Source organism: Plantibacter elymi (nom. nud.), assembly GCF_900177795.1.
Taxonomy (GTDB): Bacteria; Actinomycetota; Actinomycetes; order Actinomycetales; family Microbacteriaceae; genus Plantibacter; species Plantibacter elymi.
This window is the reverse complement of sequence record NZ_FXWJ01000001.1, coordinates 260,335-285,436: the sequence shown is the minus strand read 5'-3', so window position 1 is coordinate 285,436 and position 25,102 is coordinate 260,335. Positions and strand designations below refer to the sequence as shown.

24 protein-coding genes are annotated in these 25,102 nt (G+C 69.7%); 5 read left to right on the top strand and 19 right to left on the bottom strand.

Annotation, left to right across the window (positions count from 1 at the left end):
- Window positions 1–62: 62 nt before the first annotated feature.
- The 7 genes from CCK91_RS01385 to CCK91_RS01355 are packed head-to-tail and all read right to left on the bottom strand — an operon-like array spanning window position 63 to window position 8,506.
- Complete coding sequence (locus CCK91_RS01385; RefSeq protein ID WP_165766957.1) at window positions 63–674, bottom strand: DUF624 domain-containing protein; 612 nt, start codon at window positions 672–674, stop codon at window positions 63–65.
- 5 nt (window positions 675–679) lie between these two features.
- On the bottom strand, window positions 680–2,647 hold the full coding sequence (locus CCK91_RS01380; protein ID WP_086472533.1) for a heparinase II/III domain-containing protein: 1,968 nt from the start codon (window positions 2,645–2,647) through the stop codon (window positions 680–682).
- Entirely contained in the window at window positions 2,644–4,458 is a 1,815-nt protein-coding gene (locus CCK91_RS01375; protein WP_086472532.1) for a heparinase II/III domain-containing protein, read from the bottom strand. The genes CCK91_RS01380 and CCK91_RS01375 overlap by 4 nt, the downstream gene beginning before the upstream one ends.
- A complete protein-coding gene (locus tag CCK91_RS01370; RefSeq protein ID WP_086472531.1) occupies window positions 4,455–5,219 on the bottom strand; it encodes an SDR family oxidoreductase in 765 nt (254 codons plus the stop codon). Before CCK91_RS01370 ends, CCK91_RS01375 begins: the two co-directional genes overlap by 4 nt.
- A gap of 58 nt (window positions 5,220–5,277) precedes the next feature.
- Entirely contained in the window at window positions 5,278–6,222 is a 945-nt protein-coding gene (locus CCK91_RS01365) for a carbohydrate ABC transporter permease (RefSeq protein WP_086472530.1), read from the bottom strand.
- Window positions 6,219–7,169 carry a carbohydrate ABC transporter permease gene (locus CCK91_RS01360; RefSeq protein WP_079706135.1) on the bottom strand — a complete coding sequence of 317 codons (951 nt, stop codon included), beginning with the start codon at window positions 7,167–7,169 and terminating at the stop codon, window positions 6,219–6,221. The genes CCK91_RS01365 and CCK91_RS01360 overlap by 4 nt, the downstream gene beginning before the upstream one ends.
- A 2-nt stretch (window positions 7,170–7,171) precedes the next feature.
- On the bottom strand, window positions 7,172–8,506 hold the full coding sequence (locus CCK91_RS01355) for an extracellular solute-binding protein (RefSeq protein WP_086472529.1): 1,335 nt from the start codon (window positions 8,504–8,506) through the stop codon (window positions 7,172–7,174).
- A gap of 286 nt (window positions 8,507–8,792) precedes the next feature.
- Here CCK91_RS01355 and CCK91_RS01350 point away from each other — a divergent pair, with 286 nt between their 5' ends.
- Entirely contained in the window at window positions 8,793–9,857 is a 1,065-nt protein-coding gene (locus CCK91_RS01350; RefSeq protein WP_086472528.1) for a LacI family DNA-binding transcriptional regulator, read from the top strand.
- On the opposite strand, the gene CCK91_RS01345 is transcribed toward CCK91_RS01350, so the two are convergent.
- Window positions 9,858–10,337, bottom strand: coding sequence for a hypothetical protein (locus CCK91_RS01345; protein ID WP_086472527.1), 480 nt, complete (start codon window positions 10,335–10,337; stop codon window positions 9,858–9,860).
- A 77-nt stretch (window positions 10,338–10,414) separates the two neighbouring features.
- On the opposite strand from CCK91_RS01345, the gene CCK91_RS01340 reads away from it, so the two are divergent.
- The gene (locus CCK91_RS01340) at window positions 10,415–11,227 is read left to right on the top strand and encodes an endonuclease/exonuclease/phosphatase family protein (RefSeq protein WP_086472526.1); all 813 of its coding nucleotides are present in this window, start codon (window positions 10,415–10,417) and stop codon (window positions 11,225–11,227) included.
- A gap of 39 nt (window positions 11,228–11,266) precedes the next feature.
- Here CCK91_RS01340 and CCK91_RS01335 read toward each other — a convergent pair whose 3' ends face one another.
- From CCK91_RS01335 to CCK91_RS01320, 4 genes are all read right to left on the bottom strand, one after another.
- The gene (locus tag CCK91_RS01335) at window positions 11,267–11,998 is read right to left on the bottom strand and encodes a YoaK family protein (protein WP_165766956.1); all 732 of its coding nucleotides are present in this window, start codon (window positions 11,996–11,998) and stop codon (window positions 11,267–11,269) included.
- A gap of 78 nt (window positions 11,999–12,076) precedes the next feature.
- On the bottom strand, window positions 12,077–13,045 hold the full coding sequence (locus CCK91_RS01330) for an acetylxylan esterase (RefSeq protein ID WP_086472524.1): 969 nt from the start codon (window positions 13,043–13,045) through the stop codon (window positions 12,077–12,079).
- 41 nt (window positions 13,046–13,086) lie between these two features.
- Window positions 13,087–13,869 (bottom strand): IclR family transcriptional regulator, encoded by a 783-nt coding sequence (locus CCK91_RS01325; RefSeq protein ID WP_086472523.1) that lies wholly within the window; start codon window positions 13,867–13,869, stop codon window positions 13,087–13,089.
- 53 nt (window positions 13,870–13,922) lie between these two features.
- Window positions 13,923–16,271, bottom strand: a complete 2,349-nt coding sequence (locus tag CCK91_RS01320; protein WP_086472522.1) for an FAD-dependent oxidoreductase — start codon at window positions 16,269–16,271, stop codon at window positions 13,923–13,925.
- A 162-nt stretch (window positions 16,272–16,433) separates the two neighbouring features.
- Here CCK91_RS01320 and CCK91_RS01315 point away from each other — a divergent pair, with 162 nt between their 5' ends.
- Entirely contained in the window at window positions 16,434–17,783 is a 1,350-nt protein-coding gene (locus tag CCK91_RS01315; RefSeq protein WP_086472521.1) for an MFS transporter, read from the top strand.
- A gap of 65 nt (window positions 17,784–17,848) precedes the next feature.
- Here the strand turns inward: CCK91_RS01315 and CCK91_RS01310 are convergent, their stop codons facing one another.
- A complete protein-coding gene (locus CCK91_RS01310) occupies window positions 17,849–18,181 on the bottom strand; it encodes a hypothetical protein (RefSeq protein WP_086472520.1) in 333 nt (110 codons plus the stop codon).
- A 97-nt stretch (window positions 18,182–18,278) separates the two neighbouring features.
- Complete coding sequence (locus CCK91_RS01305; protein ID WP_086472519.1) at window positions 18,279–18,719, bottom strand: DoxX family protein; 441 nt, start codon at window positions 18,717–18,719, stop codon at window positions 18,279–18,281.
- A 105-nt stretch (window positions 18,720–18,824) separates the two neighbouring features.
- Between CCK91_RS01305 and CCK91_RS01300 the strand changes: the two genes are divergently transcribed.
- A complete protein-coding gene (locus tag CCK91_RS01300; protein WP_086472518.1) occupies window positions 18,825–19,214 on the top strand; it encodes a VOC family protein in 390 nt (129 codons plus the stop codon).
- A gap of 39 nt (window positions 19,215–19,253) precedes the next feature.
- Here CCK91_RS01300 and CCK91_RS01295 read toward each other — a convergent pair whose 3' ends face one another.
- From CCK91_RS01295 to CCK91_RS01285, 3 genes are read right to left on the bottom strand one after another with little or no spacing between them, the layout of a single operon-like run.
- A complete protein-coding gene (locus tag CCK91_RS01295; RefSeq protein WP_086473113.1) occupies window positions 19,254–19,652 on the bottom strand; it encodes an NUDIX domain-containing protein in 399 nt (132 codons plus the stop codon).
- A 50-nt stretch (window positions 19,653–19,702) separates the two neighbouring features.
- Window positions 19,703–20,236 (bottom strand): GNAT family N-acetyltransferase, encoded by a 534-nt coding sequence (locus CCK91_RS01290; RefSeq protein ID WP_086472517.1) that lies wholly within the window; start codon window positions 20,234–20,236, stop codon window positions 19,703–19,705.
- Between the two features lie 12 nt (window positions 20,237–20,248).
- A complete protein-coding gene (locus CCK91_RS01285; protein ID WP_086472516.1) occupies window positions 20,249–21,247 on the bottom strand; it encodes an acetylxylan esterase in 999 nt (332 codons plus the stop codon).
- Window positions 21,248–21,342: 95 nt separating this feature from the next.
- Here CCK91_RS01285 and CCK91_RS01280 point away from each other — a divergent pair, with 95 nt between their 5' ends.
- A complete protein-coding gene (locus CCK91_RS01280; RefSeq protein ID WP_207568159.1) occupies window positions 21,343–22,164 on the top strand; it encodes a DeoR/GlpR family DNA-binding transcription regulator in 822 nt (273 codons plus the stop codon).
- A 61-nt stretch (window positions 22,165–22,225) separates the two neighbouring features.
- Here the strand turns inward: CCK91_RS01280 and CCK91_RS01275 are convergent, their stop codons facing one another.
- Together CCK91_RS01275 and CCK91_RS01270 are read right to left on the bottom strand one after the other, a co-directional pair.
- A complete protein-coding gene (locus CCK91_RS01275) occupies window positions 22,226–23,119 on the bottom strand; it encodes a LacI family DNA-binding transcriptional regulator (protein ID WP_086472515.1) in 894 nt (297 codons plus the stop codon).
- A 73-nt stretch (window positions 23,120–23,192) separates the two neighbouring features.
- On the bottom strand, window positions 23,193–25,097 hold the full coding sequence (locus CCK91_RS01270; protein WP_086472514.1) for a BNR-4 repeat-containing protein: 1,905 nt from the start codon (window positions 25,095–25,097) through the stop codon (window positions 23,193–23,195).
- Window positions 25,098–25,102: the final 5 nt, after the last annotated feature.

Below are 25,102 nucleotides of genomic sequence, written 5' to 3'. Positions count from 1 at the left end.
TGCGTGCGTGAGTCGCCCGAATCTGCACGGAATTCAGCGATTTCCGTGCAGTTCCGGGCGACTCAGCGCTGCAGGCCGGCCCGCCGCCAGACGAGGAGTGCGAGGTACGCCGGGAGCGAGGCACCGAAGAACGGCAGGAGCGTCGGGAACAGGTAGCAGAGCAGGGCGAACGTCGCCTCACCGACGAGGAGCAGCAGGGCCGTGAACGGCCGACGGGCGACGAGTGCCCCGGCCCCGACCAGCCATGCCCGGGCCGAGGCGTCCGGTTGCAGCGCCGCCGACGCCGGAAGGGCGAGCAGGAGGAGTCCGAGGGCGAGTGCCACCGGCGCGGTCGCGGCGAGCAGGGCGATCGCGATCGCCGATCCCTGTTCGAGCTGCGCGGTCAGGAACGATACGTCGACGACGAGCATCGCCATGACGACGACGACCCCGACGCCGAGCGGCAGCGAGCGTCGCCAGGTGGCCGCGAACTCCCGGAAGACGCCGGTGAAGACCGCGTGTTCCTCGCCGTCCAGCCAGCGTCGCATCGAGCGGCTCGCCGCGATGACCGCGGGAACGGCGGTCACGACACCGAGCGACAGCACCGCAGCGGCCAGACCTGCCGCCGCGACGTTCATCGGGTGGACGAGCACACCCAGCAGACGACCTTCCCAGCCGGTGCGCTTGACTGCCATGCCGCTCATCCTCGCAGCCTCCGTCCTGCGAAGCCGTTACCGACCGCGTCCATCCCGTCATGACCTGGTCGCGCTCCATCGACCCGCACGACCACCTGTTCCGCGTCCGTGAGCCCGGGGATCGTGATCATCAGTCCCTCGTGGCACTCGGCCATCGTCGCGGCCGACGGAACGGGCTCACCGAATCGCACGGGTTGGAGCACGGACACGAACCGCGCCGAGTGCGACGGGGACGAGGTCCGGCGCAGCGTGTGCTGCACCCGTTCGATCTCGAGCCCCGGTGTCGATGAGGTCGGGTTGGCTTGGACCGCCGTCGGGTGGACGAGGTCGACCGAATCGACGTCGTCGAGCGAGGTCACGAGGAGGCCGGCAGCGCCGGCGGGTGCGAACCGCCGCCCGTCGCCCAGCAGCGCTGCGGGGTGCGTCGTCTGCAGCAACCAGGTCCAGGAGCGGGCGGTGTCCGCCTCGAGGTCGTCGACGAGGACGAGCGCGCCGCTCGGCGTCCGCACGAGGTGACGCCGGAGCCTGCGGACGCCGAGTTCCGGCGCGTACAGGGCGCCGATCTCGCTGACCGTGTGCACCCAGTCCTCGGCGAGCGTGACCTCGAGCATCTCGCCGACGCGGTCCTCGGCGAGGCCGGCGTGGACGTCGTAGTGTCCTTCGCGCCCGTACCCGACACCGTCGACGAGCACACCGTTGTGGTGCTCCGTCCGCTTGCGGGAGGAGTAACCCTCGTCGATCGCGAGGTACTCGCCGCCACCGAGCAGGACGAACGCGCCGGCGTCGGGGTGATGATGACCGGTGTTGAGCGTCGTCCAGCCTCGTTCGCGTCGGTGACGGTGCGACTCCCGCCACGCCCGCCAACCGCCGCCCGGCGACGCCTTGACCGAGACCAGCGTCGCATCCGCGTCCCACGACGTCCGGCCGGCCACGAGGCCGAGATCGGGGAAGTACCTGGCCGTCGGGAGCTCCTCAGGACCGATCGCCTCGACCGTGGGGTCGAACCAGAGCATCTCCTGATAGGCCTCGGGCAGGACCCCCGGGCGCACACCGCTCTGCGACGCCTCCCGCCAGAGGAGGTCGGTCGACACACGATCGGCCAACCACTGGGCCTGCGGGATCCGGTACTCGGCGGCCAGCTTCCGGTACAGCGCGATCGAGTGTCCGCTGCGATGGTCGTGGCAGTCACCGTGGTCGACGATGCGCTCGAGGTCCGGAGCGGCCTGGTGGAGGCGGAACCAGAAGGTCTCCCGAAGATGTTCGCTCCGCGGGAACCAGTCGACGCCCTCGGCGGCACGCAGCACGTCGAGATAGCTCACCAACCACGGCTCGCCGTAGCGCCAGTACACGACGCCCTCATGGTTCGAGCCGTCGGTCGGCAGGAGGTCGAGGACCTCGTCGAAGTTCGCCTTCGCGCGCTCGGTCCAGGCCAGCGCGCCGGGGTGCTCGTCGGCCAGGACGTACCCGGCGGTTGCGAGACCGGTGAAGCAGATCCAGTTGTGGTTCTGCCAGTACGACGACGACCACCAGTCACCCTCGGTCTCGACGGCGAAGTCGAACAGGCGGGTGCCCTGCAGGATCAGGCGGTCCCGGAGCCGGGTCCGCTCCCCCTCGTCCAGCGCGTCACCCGCCCAGGCGAGGGCCAGCGACAGTCCGTGGAGCAGCCACCCGGCATCGAGGTCGTGGTCCGGCAGGTGCGCGCGACCCCAGTGCTCGAAGGCCAGTGGTGGCGCGAGCCAGCGTCGCAGCTCGTCGAGGTAGTGCGGCTGCCCGGTCAGCCGGTGGGCGAGCGCGAGGTTCGCCGCGGCGGGGCCGAAGTACGTGATCGAGGCCAGCGGGTGCTCCGTCGGGAGCTCGATCCCACGGAGGCGTTCGCATTCGTCGAGCAGGCGACGGAACTCGCGACGCCGCACGCCGTTGAGCTCGGCGCGGAGGAGGTCCTCCCGCACGTCGAGGAGCAGTGCCGGGATCACGGCAGCAGCTCCCGTTCGAGGGTCCGTCCATCGGACAGGCCGAGGACCAGGCGTCCCCCATCGAGACGGATCGACGTGATCGGCGACACCTCCGCCTCGGCGAAGACCGACACGAACGTGACCCGCGCGGCCGTCGCCGTCCAGTCGCCGACGGCCAAGGGGACGGTCGGATCGTCCGACGGCCCTCTGCCCGGGGCGTCCACGAGGACGGACGCGACGTCCGCGACATGGTGGCCGTGCAGCCGCCGCCCGGACGGGCCGGACCAGCCGGTGCGCCACCCGTCACCGTGCTGGAGGACCTCGAACGGCACTGCGGGTCGGAGGGCGGAAGTGAAGGTCCGGACCGAGCCGTCGGCGGTCGCTGCACAGAGCACGTCGATGAGGATCCCTCCGGTGGACTCGACCCGCCGGTCCAGTCGGACGCCGTCGATCGCCTCACTGGAGGAGGCGTGGACGAGCGTCGTGTCGGCCGCGGGGTCGACCTCCCAGCGCTCCACGCGCGCCGAACTCTCGAGCTGATCGGCGTCGTCCGCCCGGACGGTCGGGTGCGCCGTCGTCCGGGCGTAGTAGTCGCGTCGCAAGGCGCTGCCGTACGGCGGGACACCGGGAGCGGGCTGCCAGGCGACCCCGTCGCCGTAGAGGTACAGGGCGAGGGTGTCGAGGTGCCCGTGCGAGCCGCCGTGCGGTCCGGCGTCGAGCACCGCCTGCAGGGAGCTCGCCTCGGAGCGCACGACCGCGTACCCGACGTCGGCGAACAGTACCGAGCCACGGCCGGGTGCGTCACCTGGCGCGGCGAGCGGTGCCCCGGAGAACCAGCCGTCGAGGAGGTCCTCGAGTCCGTCGTGACGCTCGCCGATACGACGCCGAGCCCAGGCCTCGACCGCGTCGAGGCCGGTCCGATCCCAGAGCTGTCCGGCGAGGACGCAGATCTCCACCACTTCGAGGTGGACGCCGAGTCGATCGTAGGGGCCGTCGTGCAGCATCGGCAGACGTCCGTCCGGTCCGGCGAAGCCGACGAGCACGTCGACCATCCGTCGCAACCGTTGGACGAGGGCGCGATCGAGCGCTGCCGGGTCGGCTCCGGCGAGGGTGAGGAGATAGGCGCGGAGCACGAACAGGTGGTAGTAGGTGGACCCCTCCCACTCCCAGCCGTCCTGGCCGATGGCGACGGCCGAGTGTTCGACCGCCTGCGAGATCCAGCGCGCCTGATCGCCGTGCGGCGCGACTCCGCCCAATGCGGCGAGCGCCAGGGTGGCCAGGCCACCGGCCGCGTCGAGCCAGGCGACGTAGTTGCTCGTGAGGTCGTCGCGCTCGACGACGAGGACCCGACGGGACTCGACGATCGTCTCCACGAGGGCCTCGAGCATCGTCGCGACGGGTGCGCCCATCGCCTCCCGGGCCGCCTCGTCGTCGGCGAGTACGACGACCGCGTCGGCGATCTGCGTGGCCCAGATCGCCTCGGTCAGCGCCTGCTTGAAGAGCTTGCCCTGCAGCATCCAGCTCTCGCTGTCGCGGTTCCACTCGGCCGTGATCTCGGCGGAGTAGTCGGCGAACTCGCGCACGATGGCGAGGGCCTGTGCCTGGTCGGCCGGGTCGCCGTGTCGACGGAACCGGCGCGCCGCCGTCCGCGCGAGTCGAGCCGCGGCCTGATGCTCGAGCACCAGCCACGCCGAGGCGTACGGCTCCCCGTGCAGTTCGCAGCCGTAGGTGCAGACGAAGGCGTCGCCACGTGCCTCGAGCAGCTCGGTGCCGTGGGTGGGGCAGACGAAGTCGTGCCACCAGCCGCCGCGCGCCCGGGTGACGGTGGTCATCGGAAGTTGGCCCCTCCGTTGATGTCGACGACCTGGCCGGTCACGAACGACGACAGTTCGGAGGCGAGGAACAAGGCGACGCCGGCCACGTCGTCCACCGTGCCGGCGCGCCCGAGCGGGATGCCCGCGACGATCCCTTCCTGCGCCTTCGTCGGCGTGAAGGTGTTGTGGAACGCCGTGTCGCCGATGAAGCCGGGGGCGACCGCATTCACCGTCACGCCGGCGGGTGCGATCTCCTTCGCGAGCGCCCGGGTGAACCCGATAACACCGGCCTTCGCTGCCGCGTAGGGCACCGATCCCGCCCCGCCTCCGTTCTCGCTGGCGAGGGACGACATGAGGATCACGCGTCCGGCACCGGAGGCGGTGAGGGCGGGGAGCGCGGCCCGCGTGACGGCGAAGCTGCTCGTGAGGTTCACGTCGAGGACCTGGTGCCAGTGCTCGTCGGTCATCTCGGCGACCGTCGCCCGCCCGACGAGGTGGCCGGCGTTGTTGACGAGGATGTCGAGGCCCCCGAGCGCCTCGGTCGCCTGCTGCACCACGGCGTCCGCCTGGGCGGAGTCGGTCAGGTCGCCCTGGACCGCGACGGCCGTCCGACCCGCGGCGGTGAGCTCGTCGACGACCGCGGCTGCGCCTTCCGCGCTCGACGCGTAGTGCACGGCGACGTCCGCTCCGCTCGCGCCGAGTGCTCGGGCGATCGCGGCTCCGATGCCGGCGCCTCCGCCGGTGACGAGGGCGCGGCGGCCGGTGAGGTCGATCTGCATGGTGATTCCTTTGCTGGTGTTCGGTCCGCTCGGAATGAGCGGTGGGCGGGGTCGCCGGCTACTTGATGCCGGCGTTCGTGAACCCCTGGATGAAGTACTTCTGGCAGAACAGGAAGAGGAGGACCATCGGGATGGTCGCCATCGTGGTGCCGGCCATCAGGTATTGCCACTGCGTCCCGTCGAGCTGTTGGAACACCGCGAGCCCGACCTGGATCACCCTGAGGTCGTCCCTCGTGGTGACGAGGAGCGGCCAGAGGAAGTTGTTCCAGCTCTCCTGGAAGGTCAGGAGCGCGACCGTCGCGATCGCCGGCTTGATGAGGGGCGTGTAGATCCGGGAGAAGATGCGGAACTCGCTGAGTCCGTCGATCCTTGCGGCCTCCGCGAGCTCCGTCGGGAGGGAGAGGTAGAACTGGCGGAACAGGAAGATCGCGGTCGCGCTCAGGCCGCCGGGGATGATGAGCGCCCACCAGGTGTTGAGCCACCCGGATCCGCCCTGCCCGAGGATGTCGTTCCCACCGAACAGGGGCATGAACTTCACGAGCAGGAACTGCGGCACGATCTTCGTGTAGGTCGGGATCATGAGCATCGCGACAAACCCGAGGAACACGAGCTCCCTGCCGCGGAAGCGGATCCTGGCCAGCGAGTAGCCGGCCATCGCGGCGAAGATCAGCGTGATGATCGTGTGCGACGCCGAGATGATGAAGCTGTTCCGGAAGTACGTCGCGAACGGCGCCGCCTGGAGCGCCTCCGGATAGTTGCTCCACTCCCACACCTTGGGCAGGAACGTCGGCGGGAACTCGGCGAGCTCGGCCGGGGACTTCAGCGACGTCGCGATCATCCAGATGAACGGCACGACCATCGTGAGCGCACCGAGCGTGAGGGCGAGGTTGAGGACGACGCGTCCGATCCACCGGCGGTTCCGACGACGCCCGGCGGGCTTCGTCGGGAAGTCCTCGTGGGCTCCGGTGACGAGCGACCTCGTCGTGAGCGGTTCGGCGGTCATCCCTCGTCACCCTTCGTCGCGCGTCGGCCGATGACGGTCATCACGAGGAGCATCAGGAACAGCAGCACCGACTGCGCCGACGCCATCCCCATCTCGAAGTTCTGGAACGCGGAGCGGTAGACCTCGTAGGTCATCATCGTCGTGGAGTTCGCGGGTCCGCCGTCGGTCAGGACGTAGATCTGGTCGAACACTTGGAACGCTCCGATGATCGAGATGATGAGCACGAAGAAGGTGGCGGGCTTCAGCATCGGCACGGTGATCGCGAAGAACTTGCGGATCGGGCCGGCACCGTCGACCGCGGCGGCCTCGTAGAGCGAGGGGTCGACGTTCTGCAGCGCCGCGATGTAGATGAGCATCTTGATGCCGATGCCCTGCCACGCTCCGACGAGGATGACCGAGGGGAGCGCCCACTCCGGGTCGGCCAGCCAGGCCTGACCCGGGATCCCGACCACCGAGAGGATCCCGTTCAGGAGACCCTGCTGCGGGTTGAAGATCCACAGCCAGACCATCGCGATGGCGACCGTCGCCGTCACCTGCGGGAGGAAGAACGCGGTCCGGAACCAGGTGCGCAGTCGCAGGTTCTGGTTGAGCGCGACGGCGATGACCATGGCGATCGCCATCGAGGCGGGCACGGTCCAGAAGGTGTAGACAATCGTGTTCCACGTGGCCTGACCGAACACCGGGTCCTGGAAGATCTCCACGTAGTTGTCGAGACCGATCCACGCGGGTGCGTCGAAGATGTCGTAGTCGGTGAAGCTCAGGGCGATCGTCGCGAGGACGGGGATCGCGGTCCAGAGGCCGATGTGGAACACGGCCGGGGCGACCATGAGCCAGCCGAACAGGCCGCTCTTCCGTGCCGCACGCTTGCTGGCGGCCCGCCGCGGGATGGGTGGAGGTTGCCGAGGGTCGAGCGTCCTGGGGACGTCGGGGGTGCGCGTCGCGGTCATGATCACCGGTCCAACTTCTTCTGGAAGGTCGCGGCGAGGTCGGTGAGTGCCGCCTTCGCCGTCTTCTTGCGGAGGATCGCGTTCTCGATCGCCGGGGCGACGTCGCCGCGGAGACCGAGCCACTTGGGGGGCCCACCCTCACGCTTGGCGACCGACAGGTTCTCCATGGCGAACTGCACGAGGCGGTCGTCCTGCACGTACTCGCTCTCGAGGAGCTCGGTGAGCGCCGGCACGTTGCCGCGTTGCTGATTGGCCGCCAGCGCCGGGCCGGGGCTCGCCAGGAACTCGACGAGTTTCTGCGCCGCCCGTTCGTGGGCCGTGGTGGCGGAGACCGCCGCCATCGTGCCGCCGACGAACATGCTGGGCGAGTCACCGGGGATGAGGAACGGCTCGAGGTCGTCCAACACCTCCGGGTCGGCCGCCTCGGCCTGGGTCCACACGTTGTTGTGTGCGATCGCCATCGCCGCGCGCCCGTTGATGAGCGGGTTGACGGTCGCATTGGGCGCCGAGAAGCCGGTGTCCTCCACCTTCTCGTCGTGGAAGAGGTCGACGATCCGTTGCAGTGCCTCCACACCCTGCTCGGAGTCGAACGCCGGCGAGCTGTTGTCGTCGGAGAAGAGCGATCCGCCGTTCGAGAACAGGGCCGTCTCGAACATCTGGCGCGGTTCGATGGTCAACATGTCGAAGCCGGTGCGCGTCAGCTTGCCCGAGGCGTCGCGCTCGGTCAGCGCATCGGCCATCTCGACGAGTTCGTCCCAGGTCCGAGGGGTGTGGTCGTAGCCGGCCTCGCGGAGGAGGTCCATCCGCGCCACCCCGAAGCGGGCGTCGAGCATGATCGGGACGCCGTAGACGTCGCCCTTCCAGAGCCCGGCCTCGACGATCTGTGGCGTCATGGTCTGCTCCAGCGACTCGGCGGTGAGGCCTCCGTCGGTGAGGTTGGCGAGCACCCCGCGATCGGCGAAGGCCTCGATCCATCCGACGCCCATCATCATGACGTCCGGCACGAGACCGGAGACGACGCCGGTGGTCAGCTTCTCGTTGAGCCGGGCGTAGTTCGTGTAGTCGACGGACACGGTCACGTCGGGGTACATCTCCGTGAACTGCGGCAGCAGCTCCTCCTCCAGCAGCTTCTGGCCCGCTGTGCCCTCGAAGATCGGCGTCAGCATCGTCAGGTCGCCGCTGATGGCGTTCGGGTCGGTGTCCTTCTCGGCTGCCGGGGTCGAGCACGCGCCGAGAGCCAGCGCGAGCGCACTCGCGGTGAGCAGTCCGGTGGCGATGCGGGCCCTGCGGATGCCGGTCGTCCGCCGGTGGCGGGGCCTCATGGTCCGGGTGGTCATGCGTTGGTTCCCTTCACGGGTATCGATTCGGGGCGACGATGCCGCGAGTCCGTGACGTCGTCGTCATCGGTATCCAGGATCGGCGATGATCTTGTGTATCGATTTACCGACCATAACCACCACATCCGGTGACGTCAACCGGCTCCACATCGGCGGTCCTGGTCGATGCCAGTCATAGAGTGGAAGAATCGACAAGATGTTGGTGGCGCGACCGCTTTATCGATACACTGGAAAGCGGTACCGACGCCGTGTTCCCGGGCGACGCGGAGCCACGAAGGGGGCGGTCATGGCCGACAAGGTGACGATCCAACAGGTCGCCGCGGCAGCGGGCGTCTCGACGAGCACCGTCTCGAACGTCCTCAACAGTCGCTCCGACCGGATGCAGCCCGAGACCCGAGACCGGGTCTTCGCAGCCATCAGAGCCCTCGACTACCGGCCCAACCGGGCAGCACGACAACTGCGCACCGGGCAGACGAAGACGATCGGCCTCATCGTGCCGTCGGTCAGCAACCCGTTCTGGGGAGCGTTCGCCCGCGAGCTCGAGCAGGCCGCACTCGGCCACGGCTACAACGTCCTCCTCGGCAACAGCGAGCGCGACCCCGGACGAGAGCTCGGGTACGTCGAGGAGCTGTGGGACAACGGCGTCCGCGACATCGTCCTCTGCACCTCACTGCCGTCACTCGACCACCTGGCGTCCTTCGTCGAGCGCGGCCTCAACCTCATCCTGTTCGACCGTCCGGTCCAGCCCGGCGACCCGCCCCTCGTCGCGAGCATCGGGATCGACAACCACGTCGGCGGCAGCGTCGCGACGTCCCACCTGACGGGGCTCGGTCACCGCAGGATCGCGTTCGTCTCCGGGTCGCAACGTTCGGTGAACCGGACCGTCCGGCACGCCGGCTTCCTCGCGGCGGTCCAGGCGGCGGGCCTCGACGCGGCGGAGTTGCCGGTGTGGGCAGGGCTTCCAGCCGATGCCGACGAGCTCGAGGCGCCCGAGGTCGGCCGACGGGCCGTGCACGACCTGTTCAGTGCCGGTCCACCGCCGACGGCCATCATCGCGATCAACGACATGACGGCCCTCGGGGTCTGCAAAGGCATCCGCGATCTCGGACTCGGCATCGGCACGGACGTCTCCGTCGTCGGCTTCGACGACATCCCCCTGGCCGATCTCGTATCACCGTCGCTGACGACCGTCCGTCAGCCGATCGCACGGATGGCCGCGCTGGCGGTCGAGCAGGTGGTCACGCGCGAACGGACCGACGACCGGGAGTCGACCCACGCGATCCTGCTCCGCCCGGAACTGGTCGTGCGCGACTCGACGGGTGCAGTGCCCGCCGACCCGGCACGCGGCTGATCAGCCTCCGAACAGCTTGCCGAAGAACCCCTTGCGCGGCTTCCAGCCGGCGGCGGTCAGGGCGTCGATCACGGGCCGCTTGACCTCGTCGGTCGTGAACTCGTAGCCCATGAACTGTCCGGTCGTCGTGCCATCGCGGTCGGTGGACTGCGAGATGGGCGCCACGCTCCGCCCGAAGGAGAAGGACTTCTGCGGGCCGGACTGCCAGGTGCGCTTGGTCGACAGACCGCCGAGACCGACGGTCGTCTTCGAGGAGGACGACTGCTCGTGGAACTCCCACTCGCCGTCCTCGGGGTGCAGCTCGACCCGCAGCTCGTACTCGGCACTGAACATCCCGGCGCCGATGAAGCCGAGCCAGCGCTGGTCGGCGTACCGCCAGTGCGCGACGATCCCGTCGGGCGTCGGGTCGTAGATGAAGGGGAGGTCTTCGCTGTTGAGCGCAAGGATCCGGGCCTGGGCGTCGCGGAGGTCGAAGGTCATGGGGCGATTCTAGGCAGGCGGCCCGGTCGGCGACATGGGGACAGCTCCCCGTCATCCGGCTCCCCTACGCTGGCCGGGTGAGCGAATCCATCCTGACCCAGAACGTCCTGACCGTCATGAGCTACAACATCCGCACCGCCGTCGCCCAGCCCGGTCACGAGTGGGTGGACCGCGCACCGCTGGTCTCACAGGTCATCGCCCGCAACGCGCCCGACCTCCTCGGGCTGCAGGAGGTCCGCGAGCACCAGCTGCACGACCTGCTCCCGGGCCTCGCCGAGTACGACTGGTTCGGGCAGGGCCGTGACGGCGGTTCGGCCGGCGAGTACGGTCCGGTGTGCTTCCGCCGCTCGCGGTTCGAACAGCTCGACGCCGGCGAGTTCTGGCTGTCGGACACCCCGGATGAGCCCGGCTCGAACACCTGGCCGTCACTGCACGCACGGTTCGTCACCTGGGTCAGGCTCCGCGAGCGACGCACCGGCGACGAGCTCGTCTTCGCCAACACCCACCTCGACCACGAGAGCTCACCCCACGGCGACGACGTCCGCACGCACAGCGCGAAGCTCATCGCCGACCGCTTCTCCGGCGTCGACGTCCCCGTCCTCCTCACCGGCGACTTCAACACCGAACGCGGATCGGCGGCGCACGACGCTCTGCAGCGCGCTGGCTTCGTCGACCTGTCACCGGTCGACAGCGACGGTATCGGCACGTTCCAGGGCTACGGTCCGCAGCGTCCCGGGAACGCACGCATCGACTGGGTGCTCGGCCGCTCAGGCAGGGTCGCTCCGCACACCCGACTGGAACCGATCGAAGCCCTCGTCGACGAGCAGGAACCCACCTCGGAGGCGAGCGACCACTTCCCCATCCTCATCCGGGCGCAGCTCACCCACTGACGGCGGCGCGTCTCGGACACGCGCTCGAAGTTCGGTGGATCAGGCGATGGACGCCGTCGGCGCGAGCCGGAGGAGCACCAGCCCGACGATCGACGGGAGGAGCGGCAGCGCGGCACCGAACACCGGGTCCACACCGGTGAGGAGCGAGCCGCAGAGGGCGCCCGCCACCAGCAGCACGATCGCGCCGATGCGGATGAGGTGGTGGTCGTGGACACCGTCGGCGAGGCTCTGCATGAGACTCGTGAGGGTGCCGGTCACGAAGGTGGTGGTCACGCCCGACCGCTCGATGCGACGCGCGACGGCCGTCTGCCCCGCCATCGCGAGCGTGGAGAGCGCGATGAGGACGCAGATCACTGGCGTCGTGCGCGTCTCGGGAGACACGATCCATCCGATGAGGACGCACGCCTGCGCGATCACCGCACCGCCGAGCACGAGGACGAGCCGGTGCTGCGGCGCCTCCGGAGGCCGTCCGTCAGGGGCGGCGACGGGCCTCGTGAAGCGGAAGGCCAGGAACGTCCCGACGGAGAACAGCAGCACGGCGACCGTCGCCCCGAGCAGCACCTCGCCGAAGTCGGGCCGGCTCGTGAGTCCGGCCAGCACGAAGTTGCCGGTCATGTTCGCGGTGAAGACGCCGCCGAGCTGCAGGAACGCGAAGGCGTCGGTCGCCCCCGCCGCGAACGACAGCACGAGCGCCATCGCCGCGATCATGCCGGCCCGCGTCCGACGACGGGTGGTCGTCAGCGTCGGGTCGGTGCCGCCGGTCTCAGTCACGTGCACATCGTCCCACGCCCGTTCGCCCATGCTTGGGCGAAAGGGAGCTCGCTCGCCCGAAGATGGGCGAGCGAAGCGTCAGGCGAGGCGGTCCGCGAGGAAGGTCAGCTGCGCCTGCTGCTGCACCGGCCCGCCGCCCTCGTGCCCGTTGTACGGGTAGACGGCGATGTCCTTCTGCGTGCCCGCGTAGTGGTTGAAGGCCGCGTACACCGTCGAGGGCGGACACACCGCATCGCAGAGCGCGACGGAGAACAGTGCGGGGGCGGTCGCACGGGCGGCGAAGTTCGTCGCGTCGAAGTACGAGAGCGTCCGGAACACCTCCTCCTCGTGGCCTCGTCGGCTGATGAGGTACGTCTTCAGCTCGGCGAAGGGGCTCGCGTCGGTGATCTGCAGGGCACGACGGAAGTGCGACAGGAAGGGGACGTCGACGAGCGCCGCCGCGAGTCCCTCGCAGAGCCCAGCCGCGGCGAGCGCGATGCCGCCGCCCTGGCTGCCACCGGCGACGACGACCCGGGCGGGGTCGACCTCCGGGAAGCTCCGCACCACGTCGACGGCGAGCGCCGCATCCGTGAAGACCCGACGGTAGTAGTAGGTCTCGGGGCTGCCGAGCCCGGCGCTCATCTTGCCGGCGACCTGCGGACCGCTCCCGAACGGATCGGCGGTCGCGCCCGGCAGGTTCGCGCTCCCCTGGCCGCGGGTGTCCATGACGAACACCGCATAGCCCGCGGACGGGTGCATCGTCCATTGGTGGGCGAGCCCACGACCGCCGCTGTAGCCGATGTAGTGCACGATGCACGGGAGCGGCTCGGTCGCGCCGGCCGGTCGGATGAACCACCCCTTGATCGGGTCGCCACCGAACCCGGAGAACGTGACGTCCTCGACGACGAGACCCGTCAGCTCAGGGTTGGATCGTTCACGCACCGTCGGCTGGGCGAGGGCGTGGGCTTCGGCGAGGGTGTCCGCCCAGAAGGTGTCGAAGTCCGACGCCTCCTCGCGGTCGGGCAGGTACTGCTGGAGCTGGGCGAGGGGGAGGTCGAATTGCGCCACTGGTCACCTTCGGTTCGTGAGGTCGGTTTGCCGAGTACTGGTCAGGAGGAGGGGATCGCGGAGATGAGGCCGAGACCGACGCTGATCCGGTCCGCCACTTCGATGAGGTCCTCGGTGAGGACGTCGAGGTCGCGCTCGCGCATCAGGCTCAGTCGGCCCGAGATGGAGATCGCCGCCACGACTCTGGCGTTCGCGTCGCGGATCGGCGCCGCGATCCCGAGACGACCCAGCGCGAGCTCCTGGTCCTCCATGCAGACGCCGCGTTCCCGCGCCGTCGCGAGCTCGGCGGCGAGGGCCGCGTGCTCCGTGACGGTGTTGGCCGTGTAGCGCGGGAGCGGCTCATCACCGAGCAGCGCTCGGAGACCGTCCGCGTCGAGGTCGAGGAGCAGACACTTGCCGAGCGCGGACGCGTGCAGCGGCTGGCGCAGCCCGATCATCGAGTGCGACTTCGGGGCGAGGGCTCCCTCGAAGTGGCAGAGGTAGATGAGGCTCAAGCCGTCGAGGACACCGACGTTGACGCTGAGTCCGATCCGCTGCGCGAGCTCCTGGGCGGGAGCACGCGACTCCCGGTGCACCGGGTTCTGGTTGAGCCCCTCGCTTGCGAGCGCCAGAATGGTCGCGCCGATGGCGTAGGACGGACTGTCGGCCGCCTTCGTCACATACCCGAGCTCCTCGAGCGTGCCGAGGAGGCGTGCGGTCGTCGACGTGCCGAGACCGGTCGCACGGGCGATGTCGGAGGCCCGCAACGGTCCGGTGGTCGATGCGCCGAGAACGGCGAGCACGGATGCTGCACGGCCGATGCCCTGCTGGATCTCACCTGCCACGGGTCCTCCACGGTGTCGGTGTCGGTTCGGATGTCCGGCCTCGGAGGCCGTGTTCAGCGTAGCGGTCGGGCTCGGCGTGCCCGGGTGGTGCGCCCGCTCGGCTGCTCGAAGACCTTCACACTCGCGACACTCACGTAGGGCGACCCGTTCGTGGCCGTGACGACGACACGGAGGGCGTCGACCCGCACGGGTTCGACGTCGTGGATCCGGTGGCGGTGGCGGTTCCCCTCGACCTCGGCCAACACCGTCCACGTCCCCTCCGGCGCACCCGCCGGTCGGGCCTCGACTCGGTACGCGGCGACGAGCTCCGGCACCGCCTCGAAGTCCGTGCGGTGGTGGTGCAGGTTGATGAGGTCCACGTCGACGTCGTCGTTGAACACGATCCGGACGGACGCGACATCGACCGGCTCATCCCAGTGCAGTGTGAGGACCTCGGGCTCGGCGACCAGATCGCGGTTGTCATCGAGTCGCTCCGAGGACCACAGGTGCGGTCCGCCGTAGGGACGTTGGTAGCCGTCGACGATCCGCTCCGGGCGGTACGCCGTGGTGTCCCCACCGACGGTCAGCGCGACGCTCCGGCCGCGGAGCTTCCGGGCGTTCCAGTCGAGGATCGCCTGGTCCTGCTCTTCGGGGATGTGGTCGTCGAACACCTCGTCGGACGCGTGCTTCGCGGTCAGGACGAGGAGCCCGTAGGGGTGGCCCTCGGTGAGGAGCAGGCTGACGTCCGGGTTGGCACGGACGACGAGCACCGCGTTCTGCTCGACATCCGGCGTCCATCCGAAGCGGACGGTGGCCGACACGCCCAGCCCGGCGGCGATCTCCACAGCTCCGTCGAGGAGGTGCTCGACCGGGACGGCATTCTGGCGCTTGCCGGTGCTCCACAGTTCGACGCGGAGGGTCGCGTCGCGTGCGGCGTCAACGAGCAGGGTGATCTGGTCGAGTGACGGAGCGACGGGTACGAGGATCGCGACGTCGCGGTCGAGGGTGAACCGCTCGCCGGAGCCGAGGTGCTCCAGCGTGGAGATCGCGCTGAGCGCGCTCGAGGCGGAGACCGTCGCCCGCCCGGCCAGATCGTCGGGGTCGCCCGTGGTGATGCCGATGACCGGGGCGTCCTCGCGGATGAGTGTGCGCTGCAGGAGCGGGAGCGCCTGCCCGGCGAGCTCCCGCGGCGTCAGTCCGTCGCGGGCGATGAGCGCCGCAGCCGTCCCCACCGCCTGACCCTGCGTGGCGCAGGTCGCCATGACGCGGGTGGACCCGAACGCGACGTGGGAGGCGGAGATGTTGCGTCCGGCGAACAACAGGTTGCCGACGTCCCGCGAGTACAGGCTGCGGAAGGGGATCCCGTAGGTGCCGTTGCTGAAGCGCTGTTGCGCACCGGCGCTCTCGGCGTAGACGCCCTCCACCGGGTGCAGGTCGATCGACCATCCGCCGAAGGCCACGGTGTCCTCGAAGTCGACCTGGTCGAGCAGGTCGTTCTGCGTGAGGGTGTGGTCGCCCAGCAGCCGCCGGTACTCGCGCTTGCCCGGGATCGACCCGACCCACTCCAGCGTCAGGGTGTCGGCGTCGAACTGGCCGGAGTTCTTGATGTAGTCCCAGATCCCGAAGACGACGCTCCACAGCTCGTCGCGGATCTGCTCGTTCTCGGCGACGGTGTCGAGCTCGCCGCCCCACTCGATCCACCAGTAGTTGCAGCCGTTGTCGCCGGTCCGGATGATCCGGTTGGTGAGGATCGGGGTGTCGCGGATGTCGCGCGCGATGTCAGGAGCGACGAACCGCTCGGGGCGTCCCGTGTCCTTCGTGTAGAAGAAGATCGAGCTGCCGAGGAGCTCGTCGTCCGCCACCTCGGGCGCCCACGGCTCGCCGAGCTCGGCACGGCCCTCTCGCCCGATGCGGGAGGTCGCACCCGCCAGATGACCCACCAGCCCGTCTCCGGTGCAATCGATGAAGACGGGGGCGAAGAACTCGGTCTCGATCTCGCTGCCCATCGTCCATCCGGTGACGGACGTGATTCGTGGCGACGGCGACTCCTCACCGTCCGACGACTCCTCCATCGTGACGATGCGGACGTCGGTGTTGAGGTGCAGCTGCAGGTTCGGCTCGGCGCGCACGAGGTCGAGGACGGTCTGGTCCCAGTAGAACGGGTTGCCTTCCGGGTTGCGGTACTGGTTCTCGAGGAAGAGCTCCCCCATGATCCCGGTCTCCCGCGCGAACCGCTGGTGGCCGTGCGCGGTCGCTCCGACCACCCACACCCGAACCTCGCTCGACGAGTTGCCACCGAGCACCGGCCGGTTGGTGACGAGCGAGACCCGCGAACCGAGGCGGGCAGCGGCGACGGCTGCTGACACGCCCGCGAGGCCACCGCCGATGACGACGACGTCTGCGGTCTGGGTGCGGTGCTGCATGGATGACACTCCTTCGTGATGCGTGATCCTGGAAGCCGTCGAATAGATGGCGACCTCCGGGCGAGTGCCACGCTACCATTCAGCGGTACGACTTTCCCATTCAGTGGGTAAGATTCTTCGGCAGGTGAACCTCGAAGCACCCCGACAACGATGTGAGGACCGATGGACGAGAGCAGGACCCAGGCTGCAGCCCTGGCCGAAGCCGCCGCGCACAGCGCACAGACCCCCTACGACGACGCGGAGCGATCACGCCGCATGCGGAAGGTGATCTGGGCCGCCGGGGCGGGCCACTTCGTCGAATGGTTCGACTTCGGCCTCTACGGCACGCTCGCGACCGTCATCAGCCTCAACTTCTTCCAGCAGGGCAACACCCAGTCGGCTCTCCTGTCCGCGTTCGCGGTGTTCGGGGCCGGCTTCGTGATGCGTCCGCTCGGTGGCCTCTTCTGGGGCTCGCTCGGTGACCGCATCGGGCGCAAGACGGTCCTCGCGACGGTGATCCTCGTGACCTCCGGGGCGACGGTCGTCATGGGCCTCCTGCCGACGTTCGACCTCATCGGCCTCTGGGCGCCGATCCTGCTCGTGATCGTGCGGCTCGTCCAGGGCTTCGCCGCAGGTGGTGAGAGCTCCGGCGCCACGACGCTCCTCGCCGAGTACGCCCCGTCCAACCGACGCGGGTTCGTGACGAGCTTCATCGACGTGTTCGGGTTCGCGGCCTTCGTGGTCGGTGCGGGCCTCGTGCTCCTCTTCACCTCGACGCTCGGCACCGACGCCCTCAACGAATGGGGTTGGCGCGCCCTCTTCTTCCTCGCCCTGCCCCTCGGCCTCGCAGGCCTCTACCTGCGGAACAAGCTCGAGGACACCCCGGAGTTCCAGGCGATCCAAGCGAAGGGGGCCGTCTCGAAGTCACCGCTGCGGACCTCGTTGCGCACCTCGTGGAAGGCGCTGCTCTTCTGCGTCGGCTTCGTCGTGATCAAGGCCGTCGGCCACTGGATCCTGCAGACCTTCATGCCGTCGTACCTGCAGACCGACCTCGGCTACTCGCAGCCGCTCAGCTACGGCGTCACGGTGCTCGGGCTGCTCGCGATCGCGATCCTCGTCCCGTTCATGGGCCTGCTGAGCGACCGCATCGGGCGGAAGCCGGTGATGATCGCCGGTTGCGTCGGGTTCCTGGTGTTGACGTACCCGACGCTCATGCTCATGAGCGCGGGCAACTTCGCCGCCGCGGCCGTCGCGATGGTGATCCTCGGCGTCTTCATGGCGGCGTACGACGGTGCGTCGAGTGCTGCGATGGCCGAGCTGTTCCCGACCAGCATCCGTTACGGCTCGATGGCGATCGCATACAACCTGTCGGTCGCCGTGTTCGGTGGGATCACGCCCTACTTCGCGACATTCCTGATCGCCTCGACCGGCAACCGGTTCGCCCCCGCGTTCTATGTGATGGCGGCCGCGCTCATCACGTTGATCGTCGTGCTGCGGGCCCGCGAGACGGCCAAGCTGCCGCTCCCGCGCTGAGCGACCCGGACGAACGCCGGCGTCGACCAGAGGGGTCGACGCCGGCGTTGTCGCGCAAGGCCGACTCAGCGGGCGAAGTCGCGGAGGTCGAGGTCGGGATCCTCGAGGACGTCCGAGGTCTCGATGGAGTCGCGCGGCTCGTAGGCCGTCGTGGACGGACGGATGTCGTCGAGGTAGCCCTGCAGGCGCGATTCGGCCTCACTGAAGTCCGGTACGTCCTGATCCCAGGCGTGCGGCACGGACAGCACGTCGTTGCCGAGACCGATCACGAGCTGGGCTGATGCGTCTTCGACGTCGGAGTCCACGACGATCGGAATGGTGACCGCTTCAGCGCGTCCGCGCTTCGCGAGCTCCGCCGTCAGTTCGACCAGCAGGGCCGCGACCTCGTCGGTCGTCACAACATTCTCACCCGCGTATGTAATGCATCGCATGCATCAACCCTGCCGGATCAGGCCTGGAACCTCAGGCCCCTTGACACCCGGTGGGGCCGGATGACTAGGCAGCTCCGAGGCCGGACTCGGTCGAGGACGACCGGCGGCGGCTGGTCCGCCACGCTCGCCACGCTCCCGTCGACCAGAGCGCCCAGACGACGAGAAGCGGTTGGAACACCAGTCGAACACCGCGCGCGACGTCACTGTCGAGGCCGAAGGCGTCGGTGCCGCGGACGAACTGCTCGATGTTGCCGGGGAACACCGCGACGAAGAACGCGGCGACGATCCAGCCGACGGCGACGCGGTACCGGGCGAGCAGGATCAGCGAGAGGCCGAGCAGGATCTCGACGACTCCCGACGCCACGACGACCACGTCGACCGGCAGGGGCAACCACTGCGGCACCTGGGCGACGAACGACTGCCGCGCGAACGTGAGGTGGCCGACGCCGGCGAAGGTGAGGACAGCTCCGAGGAGCCAGCGTGCGAGTGTGCGGACGATACCCATCCTCAGAGCGTAGGCCCGCTGCCCCTGGGCCCGGATCAACAGTTCTGCCGGGAGGGCCGTCCTCGTTCCCAGTCGACTGGGAGGTACCGGGAGTTCACTGACGACATGCCCGAATTCAGCGGAGTCAACCATGTCGCTTTCACCGTCCGAAACCTTGAGACCAGCACCGCGTTTTATGAACGGGTGTTCGGATTCGCCCCGGTCGGCGCCATCGACGGCCCCGGACTCACTCGAAAGCTCTTCTCGCTCCCCGACGGCGTCACGCTCGGGCTCACCGAGCACCAGACGACGGAGACCGGCGACTTCACGCCGTTCAGTCCGGGTTTGGACCACCTGGGGTTCACGGTCGGTTCCGTCGATGAGCTCCACGCGTGGGCCGCACACCTGACATCCGCGGGCATCGAGCACAGCGGACTCGTCGAAGCCTCGTACGGGACAGCCCTCAGCTTCACCGACCCGGACGGCATCGCCCTCGAGTTCTTCGTCGGCCGGTAGTCCGACGCGGCGGCATCGGGAGCGCGGAGCCCTGTGCCGTCATTCGAGCAGACGGCGAAGCAGCGGAAGGTAGTCGACAGACGCCAGCTCGAGCTCCTCGAGCTGCGCGAGGTCGAACCATCCCACGGTGTCGTGCTCCTCGGGAGCTTGGTTCCGCGGCTCACCGAGCCAGGTGTCGACGCGCCAGATCCGCAGAGTCATGTCCTCGAGTCGGAGTTCCGCGACCGGCGGGTCATCGAACTCGCTGATCGAGACCCCGAGTTCTTCGCGCAGCTCGCGAATCAGCGCTTGCATACCGGTCTCGCCCGACTCCACGTGCCCACCCGGGAGGTCCCAGACGTCCGGGTACCAGTCGTTCGTCGCGGCCCGATGCGCAAGGAGGACCTGTCCATGCCGGATCAGGACCGCGCAGACCACGTCGTGGCGCTGACCGGTCATCGGGCGCCCGTTCCTCGCCGCGTGCTCACCGGACACCGAGCCACCACCGGTCACCGAGCCTGTCGAGGTGCGGCGTCGACAGCGTACTTGAAGCCGCGGTGCGAGCCGACGAAGCCGAGTCGTTCGTAGAAGCGGTGGGCGTCGACCCGAGCCTCGTCGGAGGTCAACTGCACGATCGACGATCCGGTCGCGGGGGCGGCGACGTCCGTCACCCAGCGCATCATCGCCGTTCCGACGCCGCCGGATCGCAGCGCGGAGGAGACCCGCACGGCTTCGACGAGCAGTCGGGTGGAGCCGCGCCGGGCCATCCCGGGGATGCGCGTCAGCTGCATCGTCGCGATGACGGCCTCCACCGCGTCGACGACCAGCAGGATCTCGTTCGCCGGATCGTCGATGAGGTCCGCGAGCGCACGCTCGTAGGCGGGGAGATCGCTCTCCTGGGCCTGGTCACCGCGGGACGCGCTGATCGGGTCGTCGGCGAGGAGCGCCATCAGCGCGTCGAGGTCGGCGAGGGTGGCCCGGCGAAGCAGTAGTTCCTGCCCCGGTGTGCTGAGGGCGACGGGGAGCGTGAGCGCAGCGATCATCCGTCCACCCTCTCACCTCTCGATCGTCGATCCGTCCACCGCGAGCGCGACCGACCGGACTGCGTGCGCCCTCGTCGCCGCGTACGACTCCTCCAGCACGGCTTCGAGCCCCGGGTACTCGGTGTGCCCGGCGGGGAGGACGCTCAGCTCGAGGTCCTCGAGCGCGTTGGCGACGGCGAACTGCCCGGGTGGTGGCACGTGTCCGTCCCAGAGCGCGGCTTCCACCCGCACCGGCACGTGGACGAACCCCGCGGCCGTCGACGCGTCGAAGAACCGCAGGACCTCGCGCGCCTCCGGGTGCTCGGCGACGTGGTGTCGCACCCGCTCCCCGCTCCCCTCGCACGGCAGGCGCAGACGCAGATCGTACTGACCGAAGCTCGGCACCACGAGCGTCGCTCCGACGAAGCGGTCGTCCCACGGCAGGGCGAGCGCACCGATCCCACCGCCGAAGCTCTCACCGACGAGGTAGAGCGGGAGCGGTCCGACGACGTCGAGCAGCGCCGACGCCGCGTGCCAGAGGTCGACGGCACAGCGGCCGAGCGCGTACCGCTCGACGCTGTCGATGCCGAACAGGACATGCCCGTCCTCCGGCGTCGGCGCTCCGAGTCCCGCGTTGAAGACGCCCTGGCCGCGGGCGATCGGGAAGATGACGGCAGCGTCGTCCGGGACGCGGGACCAGTCCGGTGCGTCCCGTCCGCCGTAGCCGTGCCCGTGCACCATCCCGAAGCGCGCAGGCGCGCCCACCGGCATCGCGAGCCATCCGCGCAGGCGGAGGCCGTCGGCGACGGTGTGCTCGACGACGAAGACCTCGTGCGCACCCTGTCGGCCGATCGGGGTCAAGACCGGATCCGGAGACACCTCACATGCCGCCGCGTACCACCCGCGCCACAGCTCCTCGAATCCGGCCGGCGGCACGACCGGTTCGACCGCCAGGAGCCCCTCGAGGTCGTAGCCGTAGGTGCCGTCGCGAACCTCGTCGCCGAACCAGTCCCGATGTCGTACCTCACGCATGCGTCGTCCGCCTCCGCCTCGTCGTCGTGGATCGCCGGTGCCGAGGTTCGCCGTGCGCGCGTGCCAGACTGGCAGCCGGGTCGAAGGAGGACGCTGTGCTCGGTGCGGAACGCAGATCGCAGATCATGTCGGAGGTGCGCCGCAACGGTGCGGCGAGCGTCGTCGACCTCGCGACCGCGCTCGGCGTCAGCGAGATGACCGTGCGACGCGACATCGAGCAACTCGCGACGGAGGGTCTCATCGACCGCGTCCGTGGTGGCGCCACCACGCCGCGGCTACCCGACCGTGCCGAGCTGGGCTTCCCCAACCAGGCACGCCGACTGCTTGCCGAGAAGCGCGCCATCGCCCGTCGCGCAGCCATCCTCGTCGAGCCCGGTATGTCGGTCGGCCTGTCCGGCGGGACCACCACCTGGACCCTCGCGCAGGAGCTGCGAGCCATCCCGGAGCTCACCATCGTCACGAACTCCCTCCCGGTGGCCGACGTGTTCGCACGGCCCGACCGCGCCGACGAGCCGTACACCCAGACGGTCGTGCTGACCGGCGGCGTCCGCACCCCCTCGGACGCCCTGGTCGGTCCGGTCGCCGTGCGCGCGATCGAGTCCCTGCACTGCGACGTCGTCTTCCTCGGCGTCCGCGGGATCGACCTGCAGGCGGGGCTGACGACCTCGAACCTCCTCGAGGCCGAGACCAACCGGGCCTTCGTCGGCGCCGGGCGCCGCTCCGTGGTCCTCGCCGACCACTCGAAGTGGGGCGCCGTCGGACTGACGACGATCGTCGACCTCCGCGAAGTGGACCACCTCGTCATGGACGACGACGTGACCGAGGACGTCGAGACCACGCTCCGCGCGCAGTTCGCCGAGGTCTGGCTCGCGCCGGTCGCCTCCGATTCGTCCGACGACGACCACACCGACGCCTGACCGCGCCACCTCCAGCACCCCGGCAGAGCGGAGCGCAGGCCTGTCCTGCCGCTCATGGACCTCAGCGCGCCGTGCTGTCCCGCACGACGATCCGCGCGTCGACGACGACGTGCCGGACCGGGGTGTCGGCGCCGGGCGGGGCGGCGATCTGGCGTTCGAGTTCGGTGAAGGCAGCGCGCACGATCGCGTCGTAGTCGGGCGCCACCGTCGTGAGCGACGGGGTCGAGAACTGGGCGGCGTGGACGTCGTCGATGCCGATCACCGCGACCTCCTCGGGCACCAGCCGGCCGGCTTCGTGCAGAGCCGCGAGGACGCCGAAGGCGATCGAGTCGTTGGAGCAGACGACGCCGTCGAGCGCGACGCCCTCGGCGGTCATCCTGCGCATCACGCGGCGTCCCTCCTCGGGCGTGAACGCGTCGACGTGTCCGATCAGCGACGGCTCCTGCGCGAGCCCGAGCCGCGCGACCACGTCCCGATACCCGGCGTACCGCTGATCCGCTGCGTCGGACGGTCGTTCGTCCCTGGGCCCGATGAACGCGATCCGGGAGCAGCCGACTTCGGCGAGGTGCGTCGTCGCGGCGTCGGCGGCCGCCCGGTTGTCGATGGAGATGTGCGTGAACGGGCTCACCTGGATGTGCTCGCCGAGGAGCACCAGGGGCCCCGGGGAGGTCCGCCGCGTGAGGTCGCCGACCGTCAGCGAGCGGGGGATGTGGATGAGTCCGTCCGTGAGCGGCAGGCCCACCCCGTTGGCGATGTCGACCTCGCGGTCGTGGTCGCCCTCGGTGTGCTGGATGAGGATCGACAGTCCACGCTCGTCGGCACCGCGGACGAGGAGCGTCGTGAGCTCCGCGAAGTACGGTTCGTCGAGGTTCGGGACGGCGAGCGCCACCATGCCCGTGCGCGAACGGCGCGGTACCGGTGCCGACCGCTGAGAGCCGAAGGCGGCGTCCGACATGGTGCTGCTCCTCACTGCTGACCGGGTGGATCCCGGCCGCTCGGGACCGTTGCGGTCTCGACTGAGCACAACGCTATCCCGGGACATCGTCGTTCCTCGCGGATTCGGTGGCGGGTGCCGCGATCGCCTCGAGCTCGAAGACCCGCGCGACGTCGGTCGCCGAGGCGGACGGGTCGGTGATGAGCAGGCGCACCGCGTCGACGACCAGTCCGTCGACGGCCGCAGTCACGGTCCCTGCGGTGTTGTCGTCGAACCGGCCGACCTCGACCCAGGCGCCGCCCGTCCGGACCTCGATCGTGAAGTCGCGGAGCACCGAATCGGTCGAGACTCCCCCGGCGTAGCCGCTCTTGACCCTGACCTCGGCGAGCGCCGTCGGGGTCAGCCAGGCGGCCGTGATCGTGGGTGCCGTGTCGCCGACCGCGGAGATCCAACGACTCGCGTCCGTGCACACGCCGTCGACGGCGAGTGCCCCGCCGGTGTCGGCGCGCAGCGACGACGACACGCTGACGGTCGCGCCGAGTGCCACGTTCGTGCCGGACGCTTCGCCACGAAGGCCCGACACGATGTCCTGGAGCGAGGTCCCGCCGGTCTCGGCCGACGCCGCTCGCGGGATCGCCGCGTACCGGACGGTGCCGCGTGTGGTCTCGCTGAGTGGCGCACTCAGGTAGAGCACATCCGTGCCGTCGACGGTCTCCGCCCGCAGCCGTTGCTGGCCGAGTTGATCGGTGCCGACCGTGCGGGCCGTCCACGAGGTGCCGTCCGTCTCGCGCTCCAGCCGGACCACCTGGCTGCGGTTCTCGCCGCAGACCTGCACGGCGAGGACCGCGTAGACGCGGTCGACCCCACCGGCGCTCGTCGAATCGATCGCGGCGACGGTCGAGACGCCGGAACCGAGCGCGGAGGCGTCGATGAGTGACTCGTCATTCCAGGCACCGCCGTCCCACGAGGCGTACCGGACGTCGTACGCGGTCTCGTCGGCTTCGACGAACCGGTAGACGATCCCCGCGAGCTCCGTGCCGTCGAGGGCGAGCTTCGCGGTTTGCAGCGCCGGCGTGTAGCTGCCGATGGCCTCACCGGCATCGAAGGGGCGCCAGACGACGGATCCCGGGGTGGTCGGGGTGATCGGTCCGGTGAGCGCGGTCCCCGCGACGTCGGCGAAGGAACCGTCGGACGGGTCGTACGTCGCGTACGACCCGAGGTGCCGCGCCGGGTCCGCCGGGAACGGGCCCCATTCCCACAGCACGTGGACGCGACCGTCGGCGTCCACCTCGAGGTCGTCGGGGTAGAAGGAGTAGCCGGTCGCCGCGGCGACCACCGCTTCGCGTTCCCAGACACCGGTGTCGAGGTCGTACCGGTAGAGCCGCCCCTCTCGTCGTCCCTGCGCGTCGGTCCCGACGCGCACGAGCACCCAGGCGTCGCCGTCCGGGCCGCGCGCCGTCACCGGATAGGTGATCGCCGCGTCGAGGTCTGGCATGGACGACGTCGCCTCCACGAGCGAGGTGACGTCGCCGGGTGCACCGGATTGGAACACGTTCCACTGCTCGTTGTGCATCGACACGAAGGCGTGGATGATGCCGGCGCCATCGACCACGATCGACGGCTGGTTGTGACCGTTGTCGTCGGTGAAGGTCACGCAGGCACCGCCGGCCGTTGAGCGCAGGCACCCTTCGGTCCACGTCCCGTCCGCGCCCCGCGAGGCCAGGTGGACCTCGTGCTTGGACGCGGTGGACGCCGGCGCGTTGAAGGCGAAGTAGGAGACACCGTCGACGACGTCGAGCGGTCGCCACCAGCCGGCCTGGTTCGACGTGTCGACGGTGACGGGCACGGTCTCGACCGTGTCGGTCACCGCGCCCCCGCCCGCGTCGCTCCGCGCCTGGCCTCCGGAGGCGGCGACCGCCGGCGCCGTCACCCCCAGCGCGAGGACCGTGAGCGCGGCCGCGGCGAGCGCGCGGACGGTGTTCGATGAGCTGCGTCGCATGGTTC

Excerpts from the sequence above, each read along its gene's own strand:
- CCK91_RS01350 (WP_086472528.1), top strand. The coding sequence starts at position 8,793 with ATGGCCGACAAGGTGACGATCCAACAGGTCGCCGCGGCAGCGGGCGTC.
- CCK91_RS01300 (WP_086472518.1), top strand. The coding sequence starts at position 18,825 with ATGCCCGAATTCAGCGGAGTCAACCATGTCGCTTTCACCGTCCGAAAC.
- CCK91_RS01305 (WP_086472519.1), bottom strand. The coding sequence starts at position 18,719 with ATGGGTATCGTCCGCACACTCGCACGCTGGCTCCTCGGAGCTGTCCTC.
- CCK91_RS01270 (WP_086472514.1), bottom strand. The coding sequence starts at position 25,097 with ATGCGACGCAGCTCATCGAACACCGTCCGCGCGCTCGCCGCGGCCGCG.
- CCK91_RS01355 (WP_086472529.1), bottom strand. The coding sequence starts at position 8,506 with ATGACCACCCGGACCATGAGGCCCCGCCACCGGCGGACGACCGGCATC.
- CCK91_RS01345 (WP_086472527.1), bottom strand. The coding sequence starts at position 10,337 with ATGACCTTCGACCTCCGCGACGCCCAGGCCCGGATCCTTGCGCTCAAC.
- CCK91_RS01295 (WP_086473113.1), bottom strand. The coding sequence starts at position 19,652 with ATGACCGGTCAGCGCCACGACGTGGTCTGCGCGGTCCTGATCCGGCAT.
- CCK91_RS01285 (WP_086472516.1), bottom strand. The coding sequence starts at position 21,247 with ATGCGTGAGGTACGACATCGGGACTGGTTCGGCGACGAGGTTCGCGAC.
- CCK91_RS01365 (WP_086472530.1), bottom strand. The coding sequence starts at position 6,222 with ATGACCGCCGAACCGCTCACGACGAGGTCGCTCGTCACCGGAGCCCAC.
- CCK91_RS01275 (WP_086472515.1), bottom strand. The coding sequence starts at position 23,119 with ATGTCGGACGCCGCCTTCGGCTCTCAGCGGTCGGCACCGGTACCGCGC.
- CCK91_RS01315 (WP_086472521.1), top strand. The coding sequence starts at position 16,434 with ATGGACGAGAGCAGGACCCAGGCTGCAGCCCTGGCCGAAGCCGCCGCG.
- CCK91_RS01385 (WP_165766957.1), bottom strand. The coding sequence starts at position 674 with ATGGCAGTCAAGCGCACCGGCTGGGAAGGTCGTCTGCTGGGTGTGCTC.
- CCK91_RS01375 (WP_086472532.1), bottom strand. The coding sequence starts at position 4,458 with ATGACCACCGTCACCCGGGCGCGCGGCGGCTGGTGGCACGACTTCGTC.
- CCK91_RS01320 (WP_086472522.1), bottom strand. The coding sequence starts at position 16,271 with ATGCAGCACCGCACCCAGACCGCAGACGTCGTCGTCATCGGCGGTGGC.
- CCK91_RS01370 (WP_086472531.1), bottom strand. The coding sequence starts at position 5,219 with ATGCAGATCGACCTCACCGGCCGCCGCGCCCTCGTCACCGGCGGAGGC.
- CCK91_RS01360 (WP_079706135.1), bottom strand. The coding sequence starts at position 7,169 with ATGACCGCGACGCGCACCCCCGACGTCCCCAGGACGCTCGACCCTCGG.
- CCK91_RS01290 (WP_086472517.1), bottom strand. The coding sequence starts at position 20,236 with ATGATCGCTGCGCTCACGCTCCCCGTCGCCCTCAGCACACCGGGGCAG.